This is a genomic window from bacterium Scap17 (assembly GCA_013376735.1).
Lineage (GTDB): Bacteria > Pseudomonadota > Gammaproteobacteria > Pseudomonadales > Halomonadaceae > Cobetia.
In genome coordinates, this window is sequence record VINJ01000001.1 from 385,918 (window position 1) to 403,208 (window position 17,291).

The window sequence follows — 17,291 nt, forward strand, 5'->3', positions numbered from 1 at the left end:
TCCGCTCAGGTCATTCGATGATGTCGCCGCGCAGCAGGTACTTGCAGACTGCCACGGTGCTGACGAAACCGAGCATGGCGATCAACAGCGCCGCCTCGAAGTAGGACTTGCTGTTGAGCTGGATGCCGAACAGCACGATAAGGGCGATAGAGTTCACGTACATGGTGTCCACCGCCAGAATGCGGTCCGGCAGGTCCGGCCCGATGGCGAGCCGGAAGACGTTGAGCACCAGCGAGGCGGCGAACAGCGCGATGCTGATCCACAGGGCGATGTCTAGCATTCGAAGATCTCCTTGAGCGGACGCTCGTAGCGCTGGCGGATCTCGTCGATCAACTCCTGCTCATCCTCGACATCCAGTGCGTGGATGATCAGATGGCGACCGTCCAGCGTCAGATAGGCCGAGACCGTGCCCGGCGTCAGCGTGATGGTGCTCGACAGCACGGTGATCGGGAACTTCTCCTCAAGCTCCAGCGGATAGCGCACGAAGGCCGGACGGAACTTGGCGCGCGGATTGAGGATCAGGTAGGACACCTGCAGGTTGGCGATGATGATGTCCATGATCACGCGCAGGAAATAGCTGATCAGCCGCCAGGGCTTCTGGAGGTCGGGCTGCGGCTCCCAGAAGCGGTAGGTCAGGATGGGAATCGCGATGGCCAGCACTGCCCCGAGCAGAATCTGACCGGGCGCGACGCTGTTCTGCAGCATCAGCCAGACGATCAGCAGCAGCACCGACAGCATCGGCGTGGGCAAGAGACGGGAACGAGGCTTGATCATGAGACATCTCCCTTCAACGGCGGTGCGGTTTCGGGTGCCGCGTCCTTGCCGAGCAAGGATTCAAGATAGGGGGCCGGGTTGGACAGCTGCTCGGCGGAGGCCTTGGTCCAGTTCGCCAGCGGCCCCGCGAAGATGACCAGCATCAGCGCGGCCGAGATCAGCCCGCCAGTGGCGATACCACGCGCCGCGCCGACCCGCTCGCCGCTGGGTTCGGCCTTGCTGGTGCGCCAGAACACGCTGGAGCCAGCGCGTGAGCAGGCGACCAGCGAGCACAGACCGGCCAGCAGCAGCAGCGGCCACAGCCAGATCTGTTGCTCCGGCGTCGCCGAGGCGAGAATCAGCGCCTTGCCGATGGCGCCCGAGAACGGCGGCAGCCCGACGGCGGCTGCGGTGCCGATCAGGAAGAGGCCGCCCAGCAGGCCTGCCTGCAGTAGCGGCCGCGAGCGCACGATGCGTGCCCCGGCCTTGCCGCGCTGAGCGGCGACCACGTCGACCAGCAGGAAGAGCCCGCCGGTGACCAGCGTCGAGTGGATCAGGTAGAACAGCAGCGCGCTGTCTGCCTCGATCGTGTTCATGCCCAGCGCCGTCAGCAGCGTGCCCACCGACACCATCACCAGATAGGCCACCAGGGTGCGCAGATCACGCGCCGAGAGCACGCCCAGCATCGCCACCACCAGGGTGGCGAGGCCCGCCCACCACAGCCAGTCACGACCGAGGTCCGCTAGTGGGCCAGCATTGTCGGTGAAGATCAGCGAGTAGACGCGCAGGATGGAGTAGATGCCGACCTTGGTCATGATCGCGAACAGCGCCGCCACCGGTGCCGAGGCGGCGGAGTAGGCACGCGGCAACCAGAAGTACAGCGGCAGCATTGCCGCCTTGAGGCCGAACACCACCAGCAACAGCAGGCCACCGGCTTCCATCAGACCGGCCCGGCCCGGGTCCAGCGTGGTGACGATGACTGCCATGTCGGCCATGTTCAGGGTGCCGGTCACGCCGTACAGGATACCCAGCGCGATCAGGAAGAACGCCGAGCCCATCAGGTTCAGTACCACATAGTGCAGTGCCGACAGCGTGCGTGCCTTGCTGCCGCCATGCAGCAGCAGGGCGTAGGAGGCGATCAACAGCACCTCGAAGAACACGAACAGGTTGAACAGGTCGCCGGTCAGGAAGGCGCCGTTGATGCCCATCAGCTGCAGCAGGAACAGACCATGGAAATTGGAGCCGGTCTCATCGATGCCTGCCGTGGCGTACAGACAGGCCAGCAGTCCCAGCAGCGAGCTGAGCAGCACCATGGTCGCCGACAGGCGGTCCAGCACCAGCACGATCCCGAACGGCGGCTGCCAGTCGCCCAGCGCGTAGTAGCGGATGGCGCCATCACCGGCCTGCACCACCAGCGCGATGGCGATGGCCACCATCATTGCCTGGGCCACCAGGCTGACCGTGCGGCGCAGGGTCGGTGAGGTGGCACGACTGAGCAGCAGGCCCGCCCCCACCAGCAGCGGCAGGACAATCGGAAGGACAATCAGGTGTTGCAGCATCACTTGGTGTCCTCTTTCTCTTTCGAATCATCCAGGCGATTGCCGTTGACATGGTCACTGCCCAGATCGCCGCGCGCGCGCATCGCCAGAATGACCACGAAGGCCGTCATGGCGAAGCCGATCACGATGGCGGTCAGCACCAGCGCCTGGGGCAGGGGGTCTGCCGTGGGCGAGCCTGAGCCAACCACGGCGGGAGTGCCATGCATGGCCAGGCCGCCCATGGAGAACAGGAACAGGTTGACGGCGTAGGACAGCAGCGTCAGACCGACCACGACGGGGAAGGTGCGGCCGCGCAGGGTGAGGTAGACACCGCAGGCGGCCAGCAGACCGGTGGTAGTGGCGTAGAGGGCTTCCATCACATCTTCTCCTTGGTCGGGCGATGCGGAGTCGTCAGCTTGCCCAGATTGGCGAGAATCATCAGGGTCGCGCCGACTACGGTCAGGTAGACGCCGAGGTCGAACAGCAGCGCGGTGGCCAGCTCGATTTCCCCGATCACGGGCAGGGTGAAGTGGCCGAAGGAGGATGTCAGGAACGGATAGCCGAACACCCAGCTGCCGGCACCGGTCAGGCCGGCGATCAACACCCCGGCCGCCGCGACGGGCTGATAGGGGAAGCGCAGCCAGCGCTGCGTCCAGTCCACGCCACGCGCGATGTAGAGCAGGATGATGGCGACTGCCGTCACCAGACCGGCGATGAAGCCGCCGCCCGGCGCGTTGTGGCCACGCAGGAAGATGTAGACCGAGACCAGCAGTGCCAGCGGCAGCAGCGTCTGGGAGACGGTGGCCAGGATCATCGGATGGCGATCCGGCGACCAGCCACGGCCATCCAGGTCACTGGACGGCATGAACAGGCGCAGGCGGTTGAGCAGCTTGAAGATCGCCAGACCCGCAATACCGAGAACGGTGATTTCACCCAGCGTATCGAAGCCACGGAAGTCGACCAGAATCACGTTGACCACGTTATGGCCACCGCCACCGGAGACCGCATTGGCCATGAAGAAGTCGGAGATCGACTCCACCGGGCGGGTCAGGATGGCGAAGTTGAGGCTTGCCACCACCACGCCGAAGGCACTCGCCAGCAGCACGTCGCGCATGATGCGGCGTGCACTGGATTCCTTTGGCGTGCGCTGGGGCAGGAAGAACAGCGCCAGCATCAGCAGGATCATCGTCACCACCTCGACCGCCAGCTGAGTCAGTGCCAGGTCCGGCGCGGCGAAGCGCGCGAAGGCCAGCGAGGTCATCAGGCCGACCACGGACAGCATCAGCAACGAGATCAGCCGCTTGCGGTGGGTGATCGCGGTGCCGAGACCGGCCAGGCCGGTGATGATGGCGCCGGTCAGCAGCATGCCATCGAAGGGTTGTTGCTCAAGCTCCCCGCTCAGTTGCGGCACGGCCAGCAAGCCGATGCCGACGAACAGCAGCGCGGTCAGCAGCAGCCACAGCATGTAGCGCTGCAGCGAGCCATTCTCGAAGCTGTCCATGCTGCGCTCGGAAAGCTTGACGAGGCGTTGCACGTTGGCCTCGAACACCAGCAGGGCGTTGCGCGCGCGGAACTGACGCTGGAAGGAATAGAGATGGTGGCGCAGGGCATAGACGGCGACGCCGCCCGCCAGCGCGATGGCACTCATCAGCAGCGGCAGATTGAAGCCGTGCCAGATGGCGAGACTGAAGTCCGGTACCGGTCCGGCCAGCACGCTGGCGGAGGCACTGACCAGCAGATCCTTGATCACCAGCGACGGCAGGATACCGACCAGCAGACAGATCAGCACCAGCACCTCGATGGGCAGCTTCATGTAGCGCGGCGGCTCATGTGGGGTCTTGGGCAGATCCTTCGGCTCGCCATTGAAGAAGACGTCGTGGATGAAGCGCAGCGAGTAGGCCACCGACAGGATGCCGCCGAGGGTCGCCAGCGCCGGAATCAGCCACGACAGGCCGCCCAGCAGCTGGGCATCGAGGCTCTCGGCGAAGAACATCTCCTTGGACAAAAAGCCGTTGAGCAGCGGCACACCGGCCATCGAGGCCGAGGCGACCATCGCCAGCACCGTGGTATGCGGCATGTAGCGATACAGACCGTTGAGCTTGCGGATGTCACGCGTGCCGCACTCGTGATCGACGATGCCGGCAGCCATGAACAGCGAAGCCTTGAAGGTGGCGTGGTTGATGATGTGCAGCAGGCCCGCGACGGCGGCCATCTGGCTGTTGAAGCCGAACAGCAACGTGATCAGGCCCAGGTGACTGATGGTCGAGAAGGCCAGTACGCCCTTGAGGTCCTGCTTCATCAGCGCGAACCAGGCGCCATACAGCAGGGTGGCCAGGCCGGTCAGGCTGACGATGTAGAACCACAGGTCTGTCCCTGCGAGCACCGGGTGCATGCGCGCCAGCAGGAAGACACCGGCCTTGACCATGGTGGCGGAGTGCAGGAAGGCGGACACCGGCGTCGGTGCCGACATCGCATGGGGCAGCCAGAACTGGAACGGGAACTGGGCCGACTTGGTGAAGGCGCCCAGCAGCACCAGCACCAGCGCGACCGGATAGAGCTCGTGGGAGCGAATCTGGTCCGCCGCGGCCAGCACGTCATCGAACTGGTAGCTGCCGACGATATGCCCGATGACCAGGATACCGGCCAGCAGTGCCAGGCCCCCGGCGCCGGTGACGGTCAGGGCCATGCGGGCGCCCTTGCGCGCCTCGCTCAGCTGGTACCAGTAACCGATCAGCAGGAAGGAGCTCAGGCTGGTCAGCTCCCAGAACACCCACATCAGCAGCAGGTTGTCTGCCATCACGATGCCGAGCATCGCGGTCATGAACAGCATCAGGAAGCTGTAGAGGCGTGCCAGCGAATCCTCGCCCGACAGGTAATAGCGGGAATAGAGAATGATCAGCAGGCCAATGCCGAGAATCAGCAGCACGAACAGCCCCGACAGGCCATCGAAGCGCAGCGACAGGTGGAGTCCCAGCTCCGCGATCCAGGGCAGATGGAACTGGGGCACCATGCCCGAGAAGACGTCCCCAAGGTGGAAGACGGCGATACCGAGTGCCAGGGCAGGTGCCACCGCGGTCAGCCAGGCAAGGCGTGCACGGGGCAGGTTTCTGGCCATCAAGGGCACCAGGGCACCGAGTAACGGCAATAGCACGATCAACAGCAGGGTCATGGAAGACTCGCTCCAGTCGTTGTTGTAGTACGTAGTCCGTCATTCGTGGGCAGCGCAGACACAGGCTCAGGGCCGGACTGCCAGCTTCGAGATCGGGAGGCGGAGTTTCGGCCACTGGGTGCCGACAGAATAGGCGAGCGCACTGCAGGTTGCCGCGATGAAGTGCCGGACACACGAGACTCTGTCAGGCAGGCGTTCTCGTGGGGCCATGCGAGACACGACATGCGTCACGCGGCAATAAGGGGTGGCAGTGGCTGGCTCAGGCTGCACGGAGGATCTGGCGCGGGTTCAGCGCGTCAATCGCTTCGGGCATGACGTTACCGTCGCAAGGGGCGGATCCGTCAGGAAGGGGAGTCGCACGGCACGGGGTGCCAGCATCCAGGATGGGATGAGGTCCGCAGCGCGTCCCCGACTGCCCGCAACGGACAGACGGCGAATATGCCGGGTTGGTGCGGTCATGTCATGTCTTGCGAGCATGGCCGTATTCCTCCTGAAGCCCCTGGATGACAAGTGTGTGTTCGAGTGGAGACACTTGCGCGATCTTGTTGAAAACATTGATGGAACATGACCTAACCTCTCGAATGTATCACGCACTTGCACCCCTCGCCAGCGCATGCCCGACCCGCCGGAACGCGACATGTACCCTGTGAAGCGTTGTACAATATGTCGATTTTCTTGTACAAATATTGCACGCCATATGTTCCACGGAGTCATCATGCACGAGGTCGCCAGCATGAATACGGGCAACGCACCGGAAACCTCTCTGGTGTGGTTGCGTCACGACCTGCGGCTGGAAGACAACCCACTCTTCGCGCTGCCCCTGTCACGTCGCCCGTATCAGATGCTGGTGATGTATGTCTTCGACCGTCGCTGGCTGACACCGAGCGACGGCTTGCCACGCTTGGGGCCAGCGCGTCTTCGTCTGCTGTGGCAGAGCCTGATGAACCTGCGTGGCATGCTGCTGCGCCGCGGCAGTGACCTGCTGGTGCGCGTCGGGGACCCCGTCGAGGAAGTGCTGACGCAGGTCGCCCAGCATGATGTCCAGTGTCTGGAGGTCAGCCTCGCCGCCGCGCCGGAAGACAGCCGCGCCCTTCAGGAGCTCTCACGGCGTCTACCGGCCTCGACTCGGCTCCACTGTCACCCCCCTGACCAGATAGCCTTCGACAGCCAGCTGCTGGATGGCCCAGTGCTTGATCGCCAGCTGCCGGGCAGACTCCCCCGCGAAGAGACGGCTCGCCTGCGCATGGCGCATGAAGCGTCCCGCGTTGTCGACGAGCGTGCGGCTCCTTCCAGTGATCTCACTCTGCGTGACACGGTCTCTGCTGATACAGGCGCATCAGGTGATCTTGACGCCCTGGCGACCTGCGCCGCGCTTGCCTCGCAGGTGCTGCACGCCAGTGGTGGCGTTGATTCTGGCGTGGCCGACCTGATGCTGCCGCCTTCCGCTGTGCTCACGCCGGTACCCGGTGCCTTGCAGGCCCGCCTTCAGCGCGAGGCTCTGTCTCAGCGCGAGGCTTTGCCGACGGGGCTGAACGATGAGCAGTGGCGCGCGCTGTGCGAGGCGCAGTCACCCTTGCAGGGGCTGCCCTATTCCCTGCCGCCGTGGCCCGATTCTGCCTCGCGTGGCCTCCCGCCGCTGGATGCCATCTGTGGCTCGGCGCAAGCCTGGCAGCCTGCGACTGCCAGGCTTGCGGAGCTGCAGGGCGGCGAGGAACCCGCCCGCGCATACCTGTCGACCTTGCTGTGGGGCAAGGCCTGGGCGAAGGGAGATGCCGGCAACGGCGATGAGGACTCGATAGAAGGGGCGTCCTATCAGCGATCGCACTCTGTCGATGGCGAAGGCGCTGGTGTGCCGACGGGACTGACACCCCAGCGGGAGGCGGGGAAGACGCTGGACGATATGCAATTGATGGCGCGCCCGGCGGATGCATGGCCATTGGCAGCATGGCTGGCGCTGGGTTGCATCAGTCCGCGCCGCATCCTGCAGGTGCTGGATGCCCGCCGCCGTGAGGCGGGTGATGAGGCGATCAATCGGCAGCTGCTGGCCATCGTGCTGCAGCGTGAATGCTGGCAGCGCATGCTGCGTGACAAGAATGAGGAGGCTCGCGCGGCCTGGTATGGCGCCGCGTTGCGGGAAGGCGCCGCAAATGACGTCGCCTTTGCGCGCTGGAGCGAAGGGCGAACCGGCGATGCCCGGGCCGACAAGGCCATGCAGGTGCTGGTACGCGAAGGCTGGTTGCCGTGGTCAGAGCGCAAGTATCTGGCCGGCGTCTGGCTGGACGGCGGCGGCGACTGGCGGTTGGGTGCGCGCTGGTTCGAGCGTTGTCTGCTCGATTACGACGCCGCCACCCATTGGGGAGAATGGCGGCATCTGGCGGGCTTCGATGTGTAAGGAGGTGTCGATATCGCGCGAGTCGTGCGAGCAGAGCCAGGCCCGGGCGGATCTTCTTTACAACCTGTCGCTCTTCAGCCCAGGCGCGCCAATAGCGCCGTCACGGCTGTCTCGACGCGCAGGATGCGCTCACCCAGATGTACCCCTTCAAAGCCTGCCGCCATGAATTTCTCGACCTCATAGTCCACGAAGCCGCCTTCCGGGCCGATGGCCAGAACCACCGGCTCGCCTACGGCGCGTGGGCACTCATCCGGCATGCCCGGATGGGCGATGATGCCACGCGGAGTCGTGCCTGATGATGGCATCATCAGTGCCGGCAGGCGGTCTTCCACGAAGGGTTTGAACCGTTTCTCGTGGGTCACCGTCGGCATGATGGTGTCACGCGCCTGCTCCAGTCCCAGCACCAGATGCTGGCGAATCTTGTCTTCCTTGAGCTCCGGCGATTGCCAATAACTCTTCTCGACCCGCCGCGTATGCAGCAGGGTGATGTGCTTCACGCCCAATGCCGTGACGTGTTCCAGCGAGCGTGCCAGCATGCGCGGGCGCGGTAGCGCCAGCAGCAGATGCACGTCGAGTGGCGCCGGCGGCTGACGGTCCAGCGTCAGGCTGAATTCGGCGCTGTCCGCGTCCAGCCGCTCCAGGCGGCCCCGACCGATCAGCCCTCCCTCCACGCCGAGCGTCATCTCGTCGCAGACAGCGGCGCGGTGTACCTCGCGCAGATGGCGCAGGCGGCGTGGGTCCGTGACACGTGCATGGTCCTGAGCGGTCAGGTCGTCAGCGCCGAGCAAAATCAGATTCATGGCAATACCGGGGCAGTGAAGGGCGGGATACATCGCTTACAGACAGCGGCAAGCGGGCGTTATTCTAGCATGTCGTGTCTGCTGACCCGACGAGGACAGCGTTGTCATGGCGTCAATGGCTGACGCGTGGAGACGCCTTTTCTTGCAGTCCCCCCCCTTGAGTGCACAATGAAGAAAAATCGACAGGAGCCTGACACGTGCGAGTGATCCGCAAATATGCCAATCGGCGCCTATACGATACCGAGCAGAGCCGCTACGTCACCCTGGAGGACCTGCGCAGCCTGGTGCTGGCGGAAGAGGTCTTCAAGGTCGAGGACGCCAAGAGCGGCGAGGACCTCACGCGCACCATCCTGCTGACCATCATCATCGAGCAGGAACAGGGTGAGGGCGAAGCCGAGGTCTTCTCCAACGAGCTGCTGGAGCAGTTCATCCGCATCTATGCGATGGCCAAGCCGTTGCCGCTGGCCGGTTATCTGGAGCAGGGCACGCGTCTGATGATGGAACAGCAGCAGCGCATGCAGGAGCAGTGGTCTCAGGCCATGCGTCACTCGCCGATGGAGATGATGCGCGAGGTCGCCGAAGAGAATCTGCGCTTCTGGCAGCAGGCCATGGGCGCTGGCATGGGCGCTGGCAAGAGCGCCTCACGCTCACGGCCGAGCGATGCGGATGCGGCGCATGATGAATCGGATACACCGCCGGACGATGAGCGGCGCTGAGTGTGGCATCGTGTCAGATCCAGTTTTCACATGAATTCATCGTGATGTGAAATGGGCGCCCCGAGCAGGGCGCCTTTCTGCCATAATGCGCAGCCTGATATGTCCTCGGTAGCTCGCGCCCTGCGGGTCGCCCTGATCCTCACTGGCTCATGAAGGTTGAAAAGATGAAGGTCCTGATCATCGGCGGCGGTGGCCGCGAACATGCGCTGGCCTGGAAGGCCGCCCAGTCATCCCGTGTCGAGGAGGTCTTCGTGGCCCCCGGCAACGCGGGGACGGCACGCGAGTCCAAGTTGACCAATCTGGCGATCGCCGCTGACGATCTCGATGCGCTGGTCACCTTCGCACGTGACAACGCCATCGAGCTGACCATCGTCGGTCCCGAAGCGCCGCTGGTGATCGGGGTGGTGGATCGCTTCCGTGAAGCAGGCCTCAAGTGTTTCGGCCCGACGGCCGGTGCCGCCCAGCTGGAAGGCTCCAAGGCCTTCACCAAGGACTTCCTGGCGCGTCATGCCATCCCGACCGGCGACTACGCGACCTTCGCGGAGGTCGATGCGGCGCTTGAGTACCTGGCGGCACATCCGGCACCTATCGTCATCAAGGCCGATGGCCTGGCGGCGGGCAAGGGGGTCGTGGTCGCGATGAGCGACGAGGAAGCTCGCGCCGCCGTGCGTGACATGCTCGAGGACAACGCCTTCGGCGATGCCGGCGCACGCGTGGTGATCGAGGAATTCCTCGACGGCGAGGAAGCCAGCTTCATCGTGATGGTCGACGGCGAGAACGTGCTGCCGATGGCCACCAGTCAGGATCACAAGCGCGTCGGCGAAGGCGATATCGGCCCCAACACCGGCGGCATGGGGGCCTACTCTCCGGCGCCGGTGGTGACGGCTGACGTTCACCAGCGCGTGATGGATGAGATCATCCTGCCTACCGTGCGTGGCATGGCAGCCGAAGGCCACCCCTATACCGGCTTCCTGTATGCCGGTCTGATGATCGATGCCCAGGGCGCGCCGAAGATCATCGAATACAACTGCCGTTTCGGTGACCCGGAAACCCAGCCGATCATGGTGCGTCTGAAGTCCGATCTGGTCGCGCTGTGTCTGGCTGCCGAAGACGGGCGTCTCGACACCCAGACCTGCGAGTGGGATTCCCGCGCGGCGGTCGGCGTGGTGCTGGCAGCTGGCGGCTATCCGGCCAGCTACCGCAAGGGCGATGTCATCAGCGGCTTCGATGCTGCCGAAGCGACCGGTTGCAAGGTCTTCCATGCCGGCACCGCCGAGCAGGACGGCCAGGTCGTCACCAGCGGCGGTCGCGTGCTGTGCGTCACCGCACTGGGCGACAGCGTCGCGGCGGCCACCGAGCGTGCCTATGAAGGCGTCGATGCCATCAGTTGGCAGGACATGCTGGTGCGTCGCGACATCGCCTGGCGTGCCATCGCTCGCGAGCGCGGCGATAGCTGAAAGCGCTGACTCGTACGCGCCATCACCCCGCGGCATGCCTGCTTCACAACAAGACCCGGCCTCAGGCCGGGTCTTGTCGTTGGGGTGACTCTCGACGCCCTGAGCGCCTACGACCATCGTGTCGGGGTCTGGTCATGGCGGTGCCGGGCATGCGATAACCCTAGTCATCCTCTATTCCTTCTTGAGGCTGACCGGCGTCGAAAGATGGCGTCGCCGTCCGCCCTGAACCTTTTTCCTGTCTCGCCGACAAGGAGTCTGCATGGACCGCATCCGGCTTGAATTTCCGGTTTCCCGCCTGTTACATCGCCACCCGATGACGATTCGGGTAAGCGACATCAACTATGGCCAGCACCTGGGCCACGACAGCGTGGTCAGCCTGGCGCACGAGGCGCGGGGCCAGGCCTGGCAGGCGCTGGGCTTCCCCGAATGGAACATCGATGGGCTGATGAGCATCGTCGCGGATCTCGCCGTGCAGTATCAGGGCGAGGGTCGGCTGGGTGACGCCCTCGTGGTGGAAACGGCCATCGACAGCGTGTCCGGCAAGGGGCTTGGTGTCCATCACCGTCTGCTGCGTGTCAGCGATGACGCGGTACTGGCGACGCTGCGCGTCGGGCTGGTGTTCGCTGGCGAGCAGGGGCTGGCGGAACCGAGCGCGCGCGCCAGTGCCGCCATCGAGCAGGCCGTCTCTGCCATGTCGTCCCGAGAAGCCAACTGATGTCGCGGGAATATCCGATCATCGCCGTGACGGGGTCTTCCGGCGCGGGCACCACCACTGTCATGCGAACCTTCGAGCGCATGTTCTCGCGTGAGGCGATTCATGCCGCCTACGTGGACGGGGATGCCTTTCACCGTTATACCCGTGACGAGCTGGTGCGCATGTTTCAGGAAGCGCCGGAGCGCAAGCGCGAGCTGTCCCACTTCGCGGTCGAGGCCAACCAGCTGGATCGTCTGGAAGCGCTGTTCGTCGAATATGGCGAGCAGGGCTCCGGCACGCATCGTCATTACATCCATGCCGAAGACAAGCGCATGATCGAGGCCGGCTACAAGGTCGGCACCTTCACCGAATGGCAGTCGCTGCCGGATTGTACGGACCTGCTGTTCTACGAGGGGCTGCATGGTGGGCTGGTGACGCCTGAGCATGACATCGCGCGTCATGTCGATCTGCTGATCGGGGTGGCACCGACCATGAATCTGGAGTGGATCCAGAAGATCGATCGCGACACCAAGCTGCGCGGACATTCCCAGGAAGCGGTGGTGGACACCATCCTGAGCCGCATGGATGACTACGTGCGCTACATCCAGCCGCAGTTCTCACGCACGCACATCAACTTCCAGCGCGTGCCGACGGTGGATACCTCCAACCCCTTCGAGCCGCAGGATATCCCGACGGACGCCGAGTCGATGGTCGTGATCCACTTCCGCGATCCCGGCAGTGTCGACTTCCCCTTCCTGCTCGCGATGATCCAGGGGTCGTTCATGTCGCGCCCGCATACGCTGGTGGTGCCCGGCGCGTTGATGGCACTGGCCATCGAATTGATCATCACACCATTGGTCAAGAGCCTGCTGGCGCAGCGGCGGTTCCGCTAGCGGGAGACATGAAGGGGGCTGGGCTCGGGGTGGCTCAGTGCTTGCGGCCCTTGAGGCGTGGCAGGATGCCTTTCTTCCAGACGCGCAGGGTGCGATTCAGGCGGCCGCTGCGGATCAGCAGGCGTGCCTCGCGGGTGCTCAGCGGCAGGCCGAGGGTGCGTTGCTTGAGCTTCAGCGAGTGACGCAGATCGAAGCGGCGCATCATGCGCGCGAGGCTGGCTGTGCCCGGCAGGTGTGGCAGGCGCACGGCAGAGGTGAAGTCGATCAGAACCGGCACGCCATCGCGCAGCACGACGTTGGAACCACGGATATCGTTATGAGCCATCTGACGCTGATGGAGTTGCTGCACGACGAGAATCAGCTGCTGACTGAGGCGGGCGTCCGTCACGTCATCCAGGGCGGCATCACTCAGCAGCGGACCGGGGATGTACTCCATCGCCAGCGACAGCGGTGACAGGCGTGCCACGGCGCGAGGGGCGTGTGCCCAGTCGCCCAGACGCTCTAGCATCTTCAGTTCGTGGCGTACCAGCCAGCGTGCCACCAATGCCGCCGGCGTGCCGGCATAGCGGCGATAATCCTTGCAGACCACCGGCCGGCCATTGAGGTACGTGATATAGACCTCGGCCTTGAGAAAGCCCTTGGCACGCTGCAGGAACTCGCCCGGGGCCTGCTCGCCGTCAACACGCGTGACCCTGGGCGCGGCACGCAGCGCCGCCCGCGCCTTCTCGGCGCGCGTGGGGGCTGCGCGTTCAGTGGCGGGGGCGCCGACAGTGGCCGGTCGTGTCTCGCCCTGAGCGCCAAGGCCGGCCTCCAGTTCGTGGTTGGCCTTGCGCAGGGAGGAATCTTGGCGAGTGAGCACGGGCATGACGGGCGACTTCTCGTTAGCGGGATAACAATGATTATCCTACTGTTTTTCTCATTCGCCCACTGGCAGCAGTGAATCAGTCTGTTTCCTTGAAGGCGACATTGTCCTGTCCGCAAGCTGGCCCGCATATTCCTGTCTCTGCCCTTGGCCTGTTGCCCGGCTGGCGCTACGCTGGCAGGCCACGCTGCCGTGGGCAGCCCCACTTCAAGGGAGAAGGTGTCATGGACTGTCTGTTCTGCAAGATCATCAACCGCGAGATTCCCGCCGATATCGTCTATGAGGATGATGAGGTGCTGGCCTTCAATGACATCAATCCGCAGGCCCCGACCCATGTGTTGATCATCCCCAAGCAGCACATCGCCACGCTCAACGATATCGAGGAGCATCAGCTGGCCACGGTAGGGCGCCTGCAGTACACCGCCGCCAGACTGGCGAAGGACTACGGTTTTGCCGAGGGCGGTTATCGCGTGGTGATGAACTGCAATGAAGATGGCGGCCAGACGGTCTATCATATTCATATGCACCTGATGGGTGGTCGCCGCTTCACATGGCCGGCTGGCTGAGCCGGCATAGAGCAGGCGCCTGTACCGGCGGTTAGCGGGCAGGTAGCGGCTAGCGATAACAAGCGCGCGGCACACAGGCGCATACCGGCAATGTCGTGAAAACGGCGTTGCCGGTTTTCGTTGGGGAGGGTACAGCGCAAGGGGGCCGGTCAGGCCTCGCCCGGCGACACTCTGCCCCTTACCGTCGCGGGCTGGCTTGCGTAAGATGGCCTCATTGCTCACGCCGTGCAGGAGTCTTCCCATGCCGCATTCCGATGCCATTTCGGCGCAACGTCATCACAGCCGCGCCGATCAGTTGATCCATCAGTTCGACACCGTACTGCGTACCCTGGTACCACATGCCGCCCAGCCGTCGCGCCCTTCTCCGGCGGGCGACATCCATGACGAAGCGATCAGCGATGAAGAGCGCCAGCACGCCGCTGGCCTGATGCGCATCAATCACACCGGCGAGGTGTGTGCCCAGGCGCTCTATCAGGGGCAGGGGTTCACGGCGCGTCTGCCCGAAACGCGCACACAGATGGAGCTGGCCGCCCAGGAAGAGATCGACCACCTGGCCTGGTGCGATGCACGACTCGTCGAGCTGGATGCCAATACCAGCCTGCTCAATCCGTTGTTCTACATGACGAGCTTCGCCCTCGGGGCAGCAGCGGGCGCCATCAACGACAAGGTCAGCCTCGGGTTCGTGGCCGCGACCGAAGAGCTGGTCGGCGAGCACCTGTCGAAGCACCAGCAGACGCTGCCCGAGGGCGATCAGCGCTCACGCGCCGTATTGCGCCAGATGGAAATCGACGAAGCCCATCATGAGCAGTGGGCGCTGGAAGCCGGTGGCCATCGCTTCCCGGGGCCGCTGAAGAGCGCCATGCGCCTGATGTCCAAGGTGATGACGGCCAGCGTCTATCGGGTGTGATGATCAGATGCCTGAGTCTGCCTTGGCAGCTTCAGGACGCTGCAACGCAAAAGGCCGCCCCATGGGGCGGCCTTTGTGTTCTTGGCGAACGTCGTGATGATCAATTCGAGCCAATCATGGCGAGACGGCCAGTGCGAGACGTTCAGCGGTTTCTGGCGTCAGGGCTTATTCCTTGACCTGGTACTCACCGTCCAGCGTCTCGGTGCTGCTGCCGTCTTCACGCGTGGCATCACGCGAGTAGTTCTGGCGGCCATTGGCCTTGTCCTGAGCCTCCTGCATGCGCTGTTGCATCTCGCTCATGCGCTTTTTCATGCGACGGCGGATGAAGGGCAGCATGATGATGCCGAGTACCATCATCACCAGCGCTGCGAACAGGCTGAAGATCATGACCACACCACCGATCAGCCAGGCGGCGACCAGCTTGAGGCCGGACAGGCCATTGGAGGGGCGTTGGTTGCCTGCATTGGCCTGCCATTGGCGAGCCTGGTTCCACAGAGTGTTGTGCTGTTGGCCTTGCATGTGTCTTCTCCACGATAGAGCCGGGCCGTCAGGCCGGGCGAGGATGACCCGATAGGTAAAAGTGGGTGGTCGGGGATATCGGGTCAGGAAACAGGGGTATTGCCCTCCCGGCGCAACTGTCATTCGTGCTCTGGGCCGGGGGATGGGGAAATGGGACTCGATGCGACGCACTTTTGCATGAGGCGTCTGATGGCATCGGGCGGCCGGTTGACTCGTTCAGCATCGAAGTTGGCATCGTTGCCGTCAAGCGGCTTCGGCGTTGATCCAGCGCTGGGAGTCGGTTCAACCCTTGAACCACTTCAAGGCACGGCGGCTGGTCAATCGGGTCGAGCAGTTCACTGCCGATAATCCGGATTCATGGACACGCTGGCGGCGAGGTTGAAAGCGTTGCCCGGCAGCGGCATGTTCAGTGTCATCCGCTGCGGCCTGCCTTGCGCATCGCGCCCGTGAATCTGGATGGCGTGCGCAGCGACTTCGACGCTCTGTACACTCTTGATGCCGTCGACAGCAGCAAAATTCAAGGTCTGGCGCATGCTGTCGCCATCGATGGCCTTGTCGCCGGGCACCGAATCACTCTGGCGCAGCGCTTCGCTGATGAATTCTCCATCGGCGAGATTGATGGCCAGTTCCATCTGCCACCCATTATGCCCCCAGCCCGTGAACTGAACATGATCGTCGCGGATATCCATCGTGCTGAATTCCATCATGCCCTTGCGACTGGCGTGGATCATCATCTGCATGAGCAGCTCTGGCGCGAGCCCTTGAGTAGTTGCGGCGTCAGAGATATCCGTCGCAGGCTTACCGGCTGCGCGGGTGGCGGCCGTGTCCAGCGCGCTATCCTCCGCATCATCGCCGGGCGTGGCGTGCGCCTTGCCGTCATCTGAGTGATCGCTGGTCGAGGGCCCATTTGCAGAGAGCCCTGCGGTCGAGAGTTCTGCCGCCGACAGCTGATGGCGCACCGGCAGGTCCTCGATGCCGTTGGCATAGGCGGGAGCCGAACCCAGCATCAGGCCGAGTGCGCTGACGCCCAGGCCGTGTCGCCAGTGCTGGACTGCGCGGCTGGCGAGCCAGAAGCGTGACGGGGCGGTGCCTGCGGCCGAGGATGGCGGCTGCCGGGATGCGGAGTCTGATTCACGAACGGGAGCAATACGGGACGCGGCTAATGGGGACATGACACCCTCCTCAAGGATGGCTGGGCATGGCGTTCACTGTGGGCCAGGCGACCTTGCGCGACGCTGAGACGTGAATTCATCTGAGGTTCATTGCCTCCTGTCAGTCTCTGCATCACAGGGGCAGTGGTTGCTCTTGCGTTGGTCCGCGTTGTTCCAACGCAGGTTTGATTGCACATTCCGTTGCTAGATTGAGCGCCACGCGCAAGCGCCCGCCTTGGGCGCACACCAGCCCCGCCGGCATTCACGAGGTTCCCCTTCATGCAGACTCCCCACAAGGCTCAGCCAGACGCCCTTGCAGCGCGTGGCAGTCAATGGCGGCAATGCTATGTCTGGCTGTGCCTCGGGCTCGGGAGCCTGCTGGTCGGTGCGCTGGCACTGCCGCCGCATGCGCTGTGTGACAGCGAGCGCTGGCGCAGCCTGCACGATGAAGTCGCCGCCGGACATGTCATCTCGTTGTCCGAGCTGCTCGATAGCCTCGAGCGCGATTGGCTGGGTCAGGTGGTCGAAGTGGAGCTCGAAGAGACGCACGGCGAGCTGATCTATGAGGTCGAGATGCTCGGGCCGCAGGGCCAGATGGCCAGATTCACCGTGCGCGCCTCGGATGGCAGTCTGCGTGAGGTGCGCGGGGTCAATCTGGATGCCATGCGTCGCGCTGGCAGCGGTTCCTTGTCCGAGCCCCTGACCAAGCCCTTGCCCGAGACCGACGACACGCCGCTCGTGACTGACGGCGGCAATGCCGAGGCCGAGCGTCAGTAGGACGCGGCAGGCAGGGGCCAGGCCAGGCAGTGCCAGCACTGGCCGTGACAAGGGCGTCGAGGGTGCCTGGCGGCCCTGAGGAACGGTATGCTAGTGC

At 64.1% G+C, this 17,291-nt stretch carries 17 protein-coding genes and 1 pseudogene; 9 read left to right on the forward strand and 9 right to left on the reverse strand.

What is annotated here, in order from left to right:
• Positions 1 to 10: 10 nt before the first annotated feature.
• Genes FLM52_01785 through FLM52_01805 form a run of 5 tightly spaced genes read right to left on the reverse strand, consistent with a single transcriptional unit; the run spans position 11 to position 5,460 of the window.
• Positions 11 to 280, reverse strand: a complete 270-nt coding sequence (locus tag FLM52_01785) for a K+/H+ antiporter subunit F (protein ID NVN54535.1) — start codon at positions 278 to 280, stop codon at positions 11 to 13.
• Entirely contained in the window at positions 274 to 774 is a 501-nt protein-coding gene (locus tag FLM52_01790) for a Na+/H+ antiporter subunit E (protein NVN54536.1), read from the reverse strand. Before FLM52_01790 ends, FLM52_01785 begins: the two co-directional genes overlap by 7 nt.
• Positions 771 to 2,312 (reverse strand): monovalent cation/H+ antiporter subunit D, encoded by a 1,542-nt coding sequence (locus FLM52_01795; protein NVN54537.1) that lies wholly within the window; start codon positions 2,310 to 2,312, stop codon positions 771 to 773. Before FLM52_01795 ends, FLM52_01790 begins: the two co-directional genes overlap by 4 nt.
• On the reverse strand, positions 2,312 to 2,668 hold the full coding sequence (locus FLM52_01800; protein ID NVN54538.1) for a Na+/H+ antiporter subunit C: 357 nt from the start codon (positions 2,666 to 2,668) through the stop codon (positions 2,312 to 2,314). The genes FLM52_01795 and FLM52_01800 overlap by 1 nt, the downstream gene beginning before the upstream one ends.
• On the reverse strand, positions 2,668 to 5,460 hold the full coding sequence (locus FLM52_01805) for a monovalent cation/H+ antiporter subunit A (GenBank protein ID NVN54539.1): 2,793 nt from the start codon (positions 5,458 to 5,460) through the stop codon (positions 2,668 to 2,670). The genes FLM52_01800 and FLM52_01805 overlap by 1 nt, the downstream gene beginning before the upstream one ends.
• Positions 5,461 to 6,193: 733 nt before the next feature.
• On the opposite strand from FLM52_01805, the pseudogene FLM52_01810 reads away from it, so the two are divergent.
• Both FLM52_01810 and FLM52_01815 read left to right on the forward strand, forming a co-directional pair.
• Positions 6,194 to 6,463, forward strand: a pseudogene (locus FLM52_01810) (DASH family cryptochrome).
• 240 nt (positions 6,464 to 6,703) lie between these two features.
• Positions 6,704 to 7,852: a hypothetical protein gene (locus FLM52_01815; protein NVN54540.1), complete on the forward strand. Its 1,149-nt coding sequence runs from the start codon at positions 6,704 to 6,706 to the stop codon at positions 7,850 to 7,852.
• A 74-nt stretch (positions 7,853 to 7,926) separates the two neighbouring features.
• On the opposite strand, the gene FLM52_01820 is transcribed toward FLM52_01815, so the two are convergent.
• Entirely contained in the window at positions 7,927 to 8,652 is a 726-nt protein-coding gene (locus tag FLM52_01820) for a 16S rRNA (uracil(1498)-N(3))-methyltransferase (GenBank protein ID NVN54541.1), read from the reverse strand.
• A 197-nt stretch (positions 8,653 to 8,849) separates the two neighbouring features.
• Here FLM52_01820 and phaR point away from each other — a divergent pair, with 197 nt between their 5' ends.
• From phaR to FLM52_01840, 4 genes are all read left to right on the forward strand, one after another.
• Entirely contained in the window at positions 8,850 to 9,368 is a 519-nt protein-coding gene (gene phaR / locus FLM52_01825) for a polyhydroxyalkanoate synthesis repressor PhaR (protein ID NVN54542.1), read from the forward strand.
• Between the two features lie 164 nt (positions 9,369 to 9,532).
• Positions 9,533 to 10,825 (forward strand): phosphoribosylamine--glycine ligase, encoded by a 1,293-nt coding sequence (gene purD / locus FLM52_01830; protein ID NVN54543.1) that lies wholly within the window; start codon positions 9,533 to 9,535, stop codon positions 10,823 to 10,825.
• 259 nt (positions 10,826 to 11,084) lie between these two features.
• A complete protein-coding gene (locus FLM52_01835; protein ID NVN54544.1) occupies positions 11,085 to 11,540 on the forward strand; it encodes an acyl-CoA thioesterase in 456 nt (151 codons plus the stop codon).
• Positions 11,540 to 12,412, forward strand: coding sequence for a phosphoribulokinase (locus FLM52_01840; protein NVN54545.1), 873 nt, complete (start codon positions 11,540 to 11,542; stop codon positions 12,410 to 12,412). The genes FLM52_01835 and FLM52_01840 overlap by 1 nt, the downstream gene beginning before the upstream one ends.
• 34 nt (positions 12,413 to 12,446) lie before the next feature.
• Here FLM52_01840 and FLM52_01845 read toward each other — a convergent pair whose 3' ends face one another.
• Complete coding sequence (locus FLM52_01845; GenBank protein ID NVN54546.1) at positions 12,447 to 13,277, reverse strand: kinase; 831 nt, start codon at positions 13,275 to 13,277, stop codon at positions 12,447 to 12,449.
• A gap of 221 nt (positions 13,278 to 13,498) precedes the next feature.
• Here FLM52_01845 and FLM52_01850 point away from each other — a divergent pair, with 221 nt between their 5' ends.
• Both FLM52_01850 and coq7 read left to right on the forward strand, forming a co-directional pair.
• Positions 13,499 to 13,840 (forward strand): histidine triad nucleotide-binding protein, encoded by a 342-nt coding sequence (locus tag FLM52_01850; GenBank protein NVN54547.1) that lies wholly within the window; start codon positions 13,499 to 13,501, stop codon positions 13,838 to 13,840.
• 259 nt (positions 13,841 to 14,099) lie between these two features.
• The gene (coq7, locus tag FLM52_01855) at positions 14,100 to 14,747 is read left to right on the forward strand and encodes a 2-polyprenyl-3-methyl-6-methoxy-1,4-benzoquinone monooxygenase (GenBank protein ID NVN54548.1); all 648 of its coding nucleotides are present in this window, start codon (positions 14,100 to 14,102) and stop codon (positions 14,745 to 14,747) included.
• A gap of 165 nt (positions 14,748 to 14,912) precedes the next feature.
• Here coq7 and FLM52_01860 read toward each other — a convergent pair whose 3' ends face one another.
• On the reverse strand, positions 14,913 to 15,266 hold the full coding sequence (locus FLM52_01860) for a hypothetical protein (protein ID NVN54549.1): 354 nt from the start codon (positions 15,264 to 15,266) through the stop codon (positions 14,913 to 14,915).
• A gap of 335 nt (positions 15,267 to 15,601) precedes the next feature.
• Positions 15,602 to 16,225 (reverse strand): hypothetical protein, encoded by a 624-nt coding sequence (locus FLM52_01865; protein NVN54550.1) that lies wholly within the window; start codon positions 16,223 to 16,225, stop codon positions 15,602 to 15,604.
• A 471-nt stretch (positions 16,226 to 16,696) separates the two neighbouring features.
• Between FLM52_01865 and FLM52_01870 the strand changes: the two genes are divergently transcribed.
• Positions 16,697 to 17,194: a hypothetical protein gene (locus FLM52_01870; GenBank protein NVN54551.1), complete on the forward strand. Its 498-nt coding sequence runs from the start codon at positions 16,697 to 16,699 to the stop codon at positions 17,192 to 17,194.
• Positions 17,195 to 17,291 lie beyond the last annotated feature (97 nt).

Bases quoted from the DNA above. Each gene is read 5' to 3' on its own strand.
- FLM52_01785 (NVN54535.1), bottom strand. From the start codon at position 280: ATGCTAGACATCGCCCTGTGGATCAGCATCGCGCTGTTCGCCGCCTCG.
- FLM52_01790 (NVN54536.1), bottom strand. From the start codon at position 774: ATGATCAAGCCTCGTTCCCGTCTCTTGCCCACGCCGATGCTGTCGGTG.
- FLM52_01795 (NVN54537.1), bottom strand. From the start codon at position 2,312: ATGCTGCAACACCTGATTGTCCTTCCGATTGTCCTGCCGCTGCTGGTG.
- FLM52_01800 (NVN54538.1), bottom strand. From the start codon at position 2,668: ATGGAAGCCCTCTACGCCACTACCACCGGTCTGCTGGCCGCCTGCGGT.
- FLM52_01805 (NVN54539.1), bottom strand. From the start codon at position 5,460: ATGACCCTGCTGTTGATCGTGCTATTGCCGTTACTCGGTGCCCTGGTG.
- FLM52_01815 (NVN54540.1), top strand. From the start codon at position 6,704: ATGGCGCATGAAGCGTCCCGCGTTGTCGACGAGCGTGCGGCTCCTTCC.
- FLM52_01820 (NVN54541.1), bottom strand. From the start codon at position 8,652: ATGAATCTGATTTTGCTCGGCGCTGACGACCTGACCGCTCAGGACCAT.
- purD (NVN54543.1), top strand. From the start codon at position 9,533: ATGAAGGTCCTGATCATCGGCGGCGGTGGCCGCGAACATGCGCTGGCC.
- FLM52_01835 (NVN54544.1), top strand. From the start codon at position 11,085: ATGGACCGCATCCGGCTTGAATTTCCGGTTTCCCGCCTGTTACATCGC.
- FLM52_01840 (NVN54545.1), top strand. From the start codon at position 11,540: ATGTCGCGGGAATATCCGATCATCGCCGTGACGGGGTCTTCCGGCGCG.
- FLM52_01845 (NVN54546.1), bottom strand. From the start codon at position 13,277: ATGCCCGTGCTCACTCGCCAAGATTCCTCCCTGCGCAAGGCCAACCAC.
- FLM52_01850 (NVN54547.1), top strand. From the start codon at position 13,499: ATGGACTGTCTGTTCTGCAAGATCATCAACCGCGAGATTCCCGCCGAT.
- FLM52_01860 (NVN54549.1), bottom strand. From the start codon at position 15,266: ATGCAAGGCCAACAGCACAACACTCTGTGGAACCAGGCTCGCCAATGG.
- FLM52_01870 (NVN54551.1), top strand. From the start codon at position 16,697: ATGCAGACTCCCCACAAGGCTCAGCCAGACGCCCTTGCAGCGCGTGGC.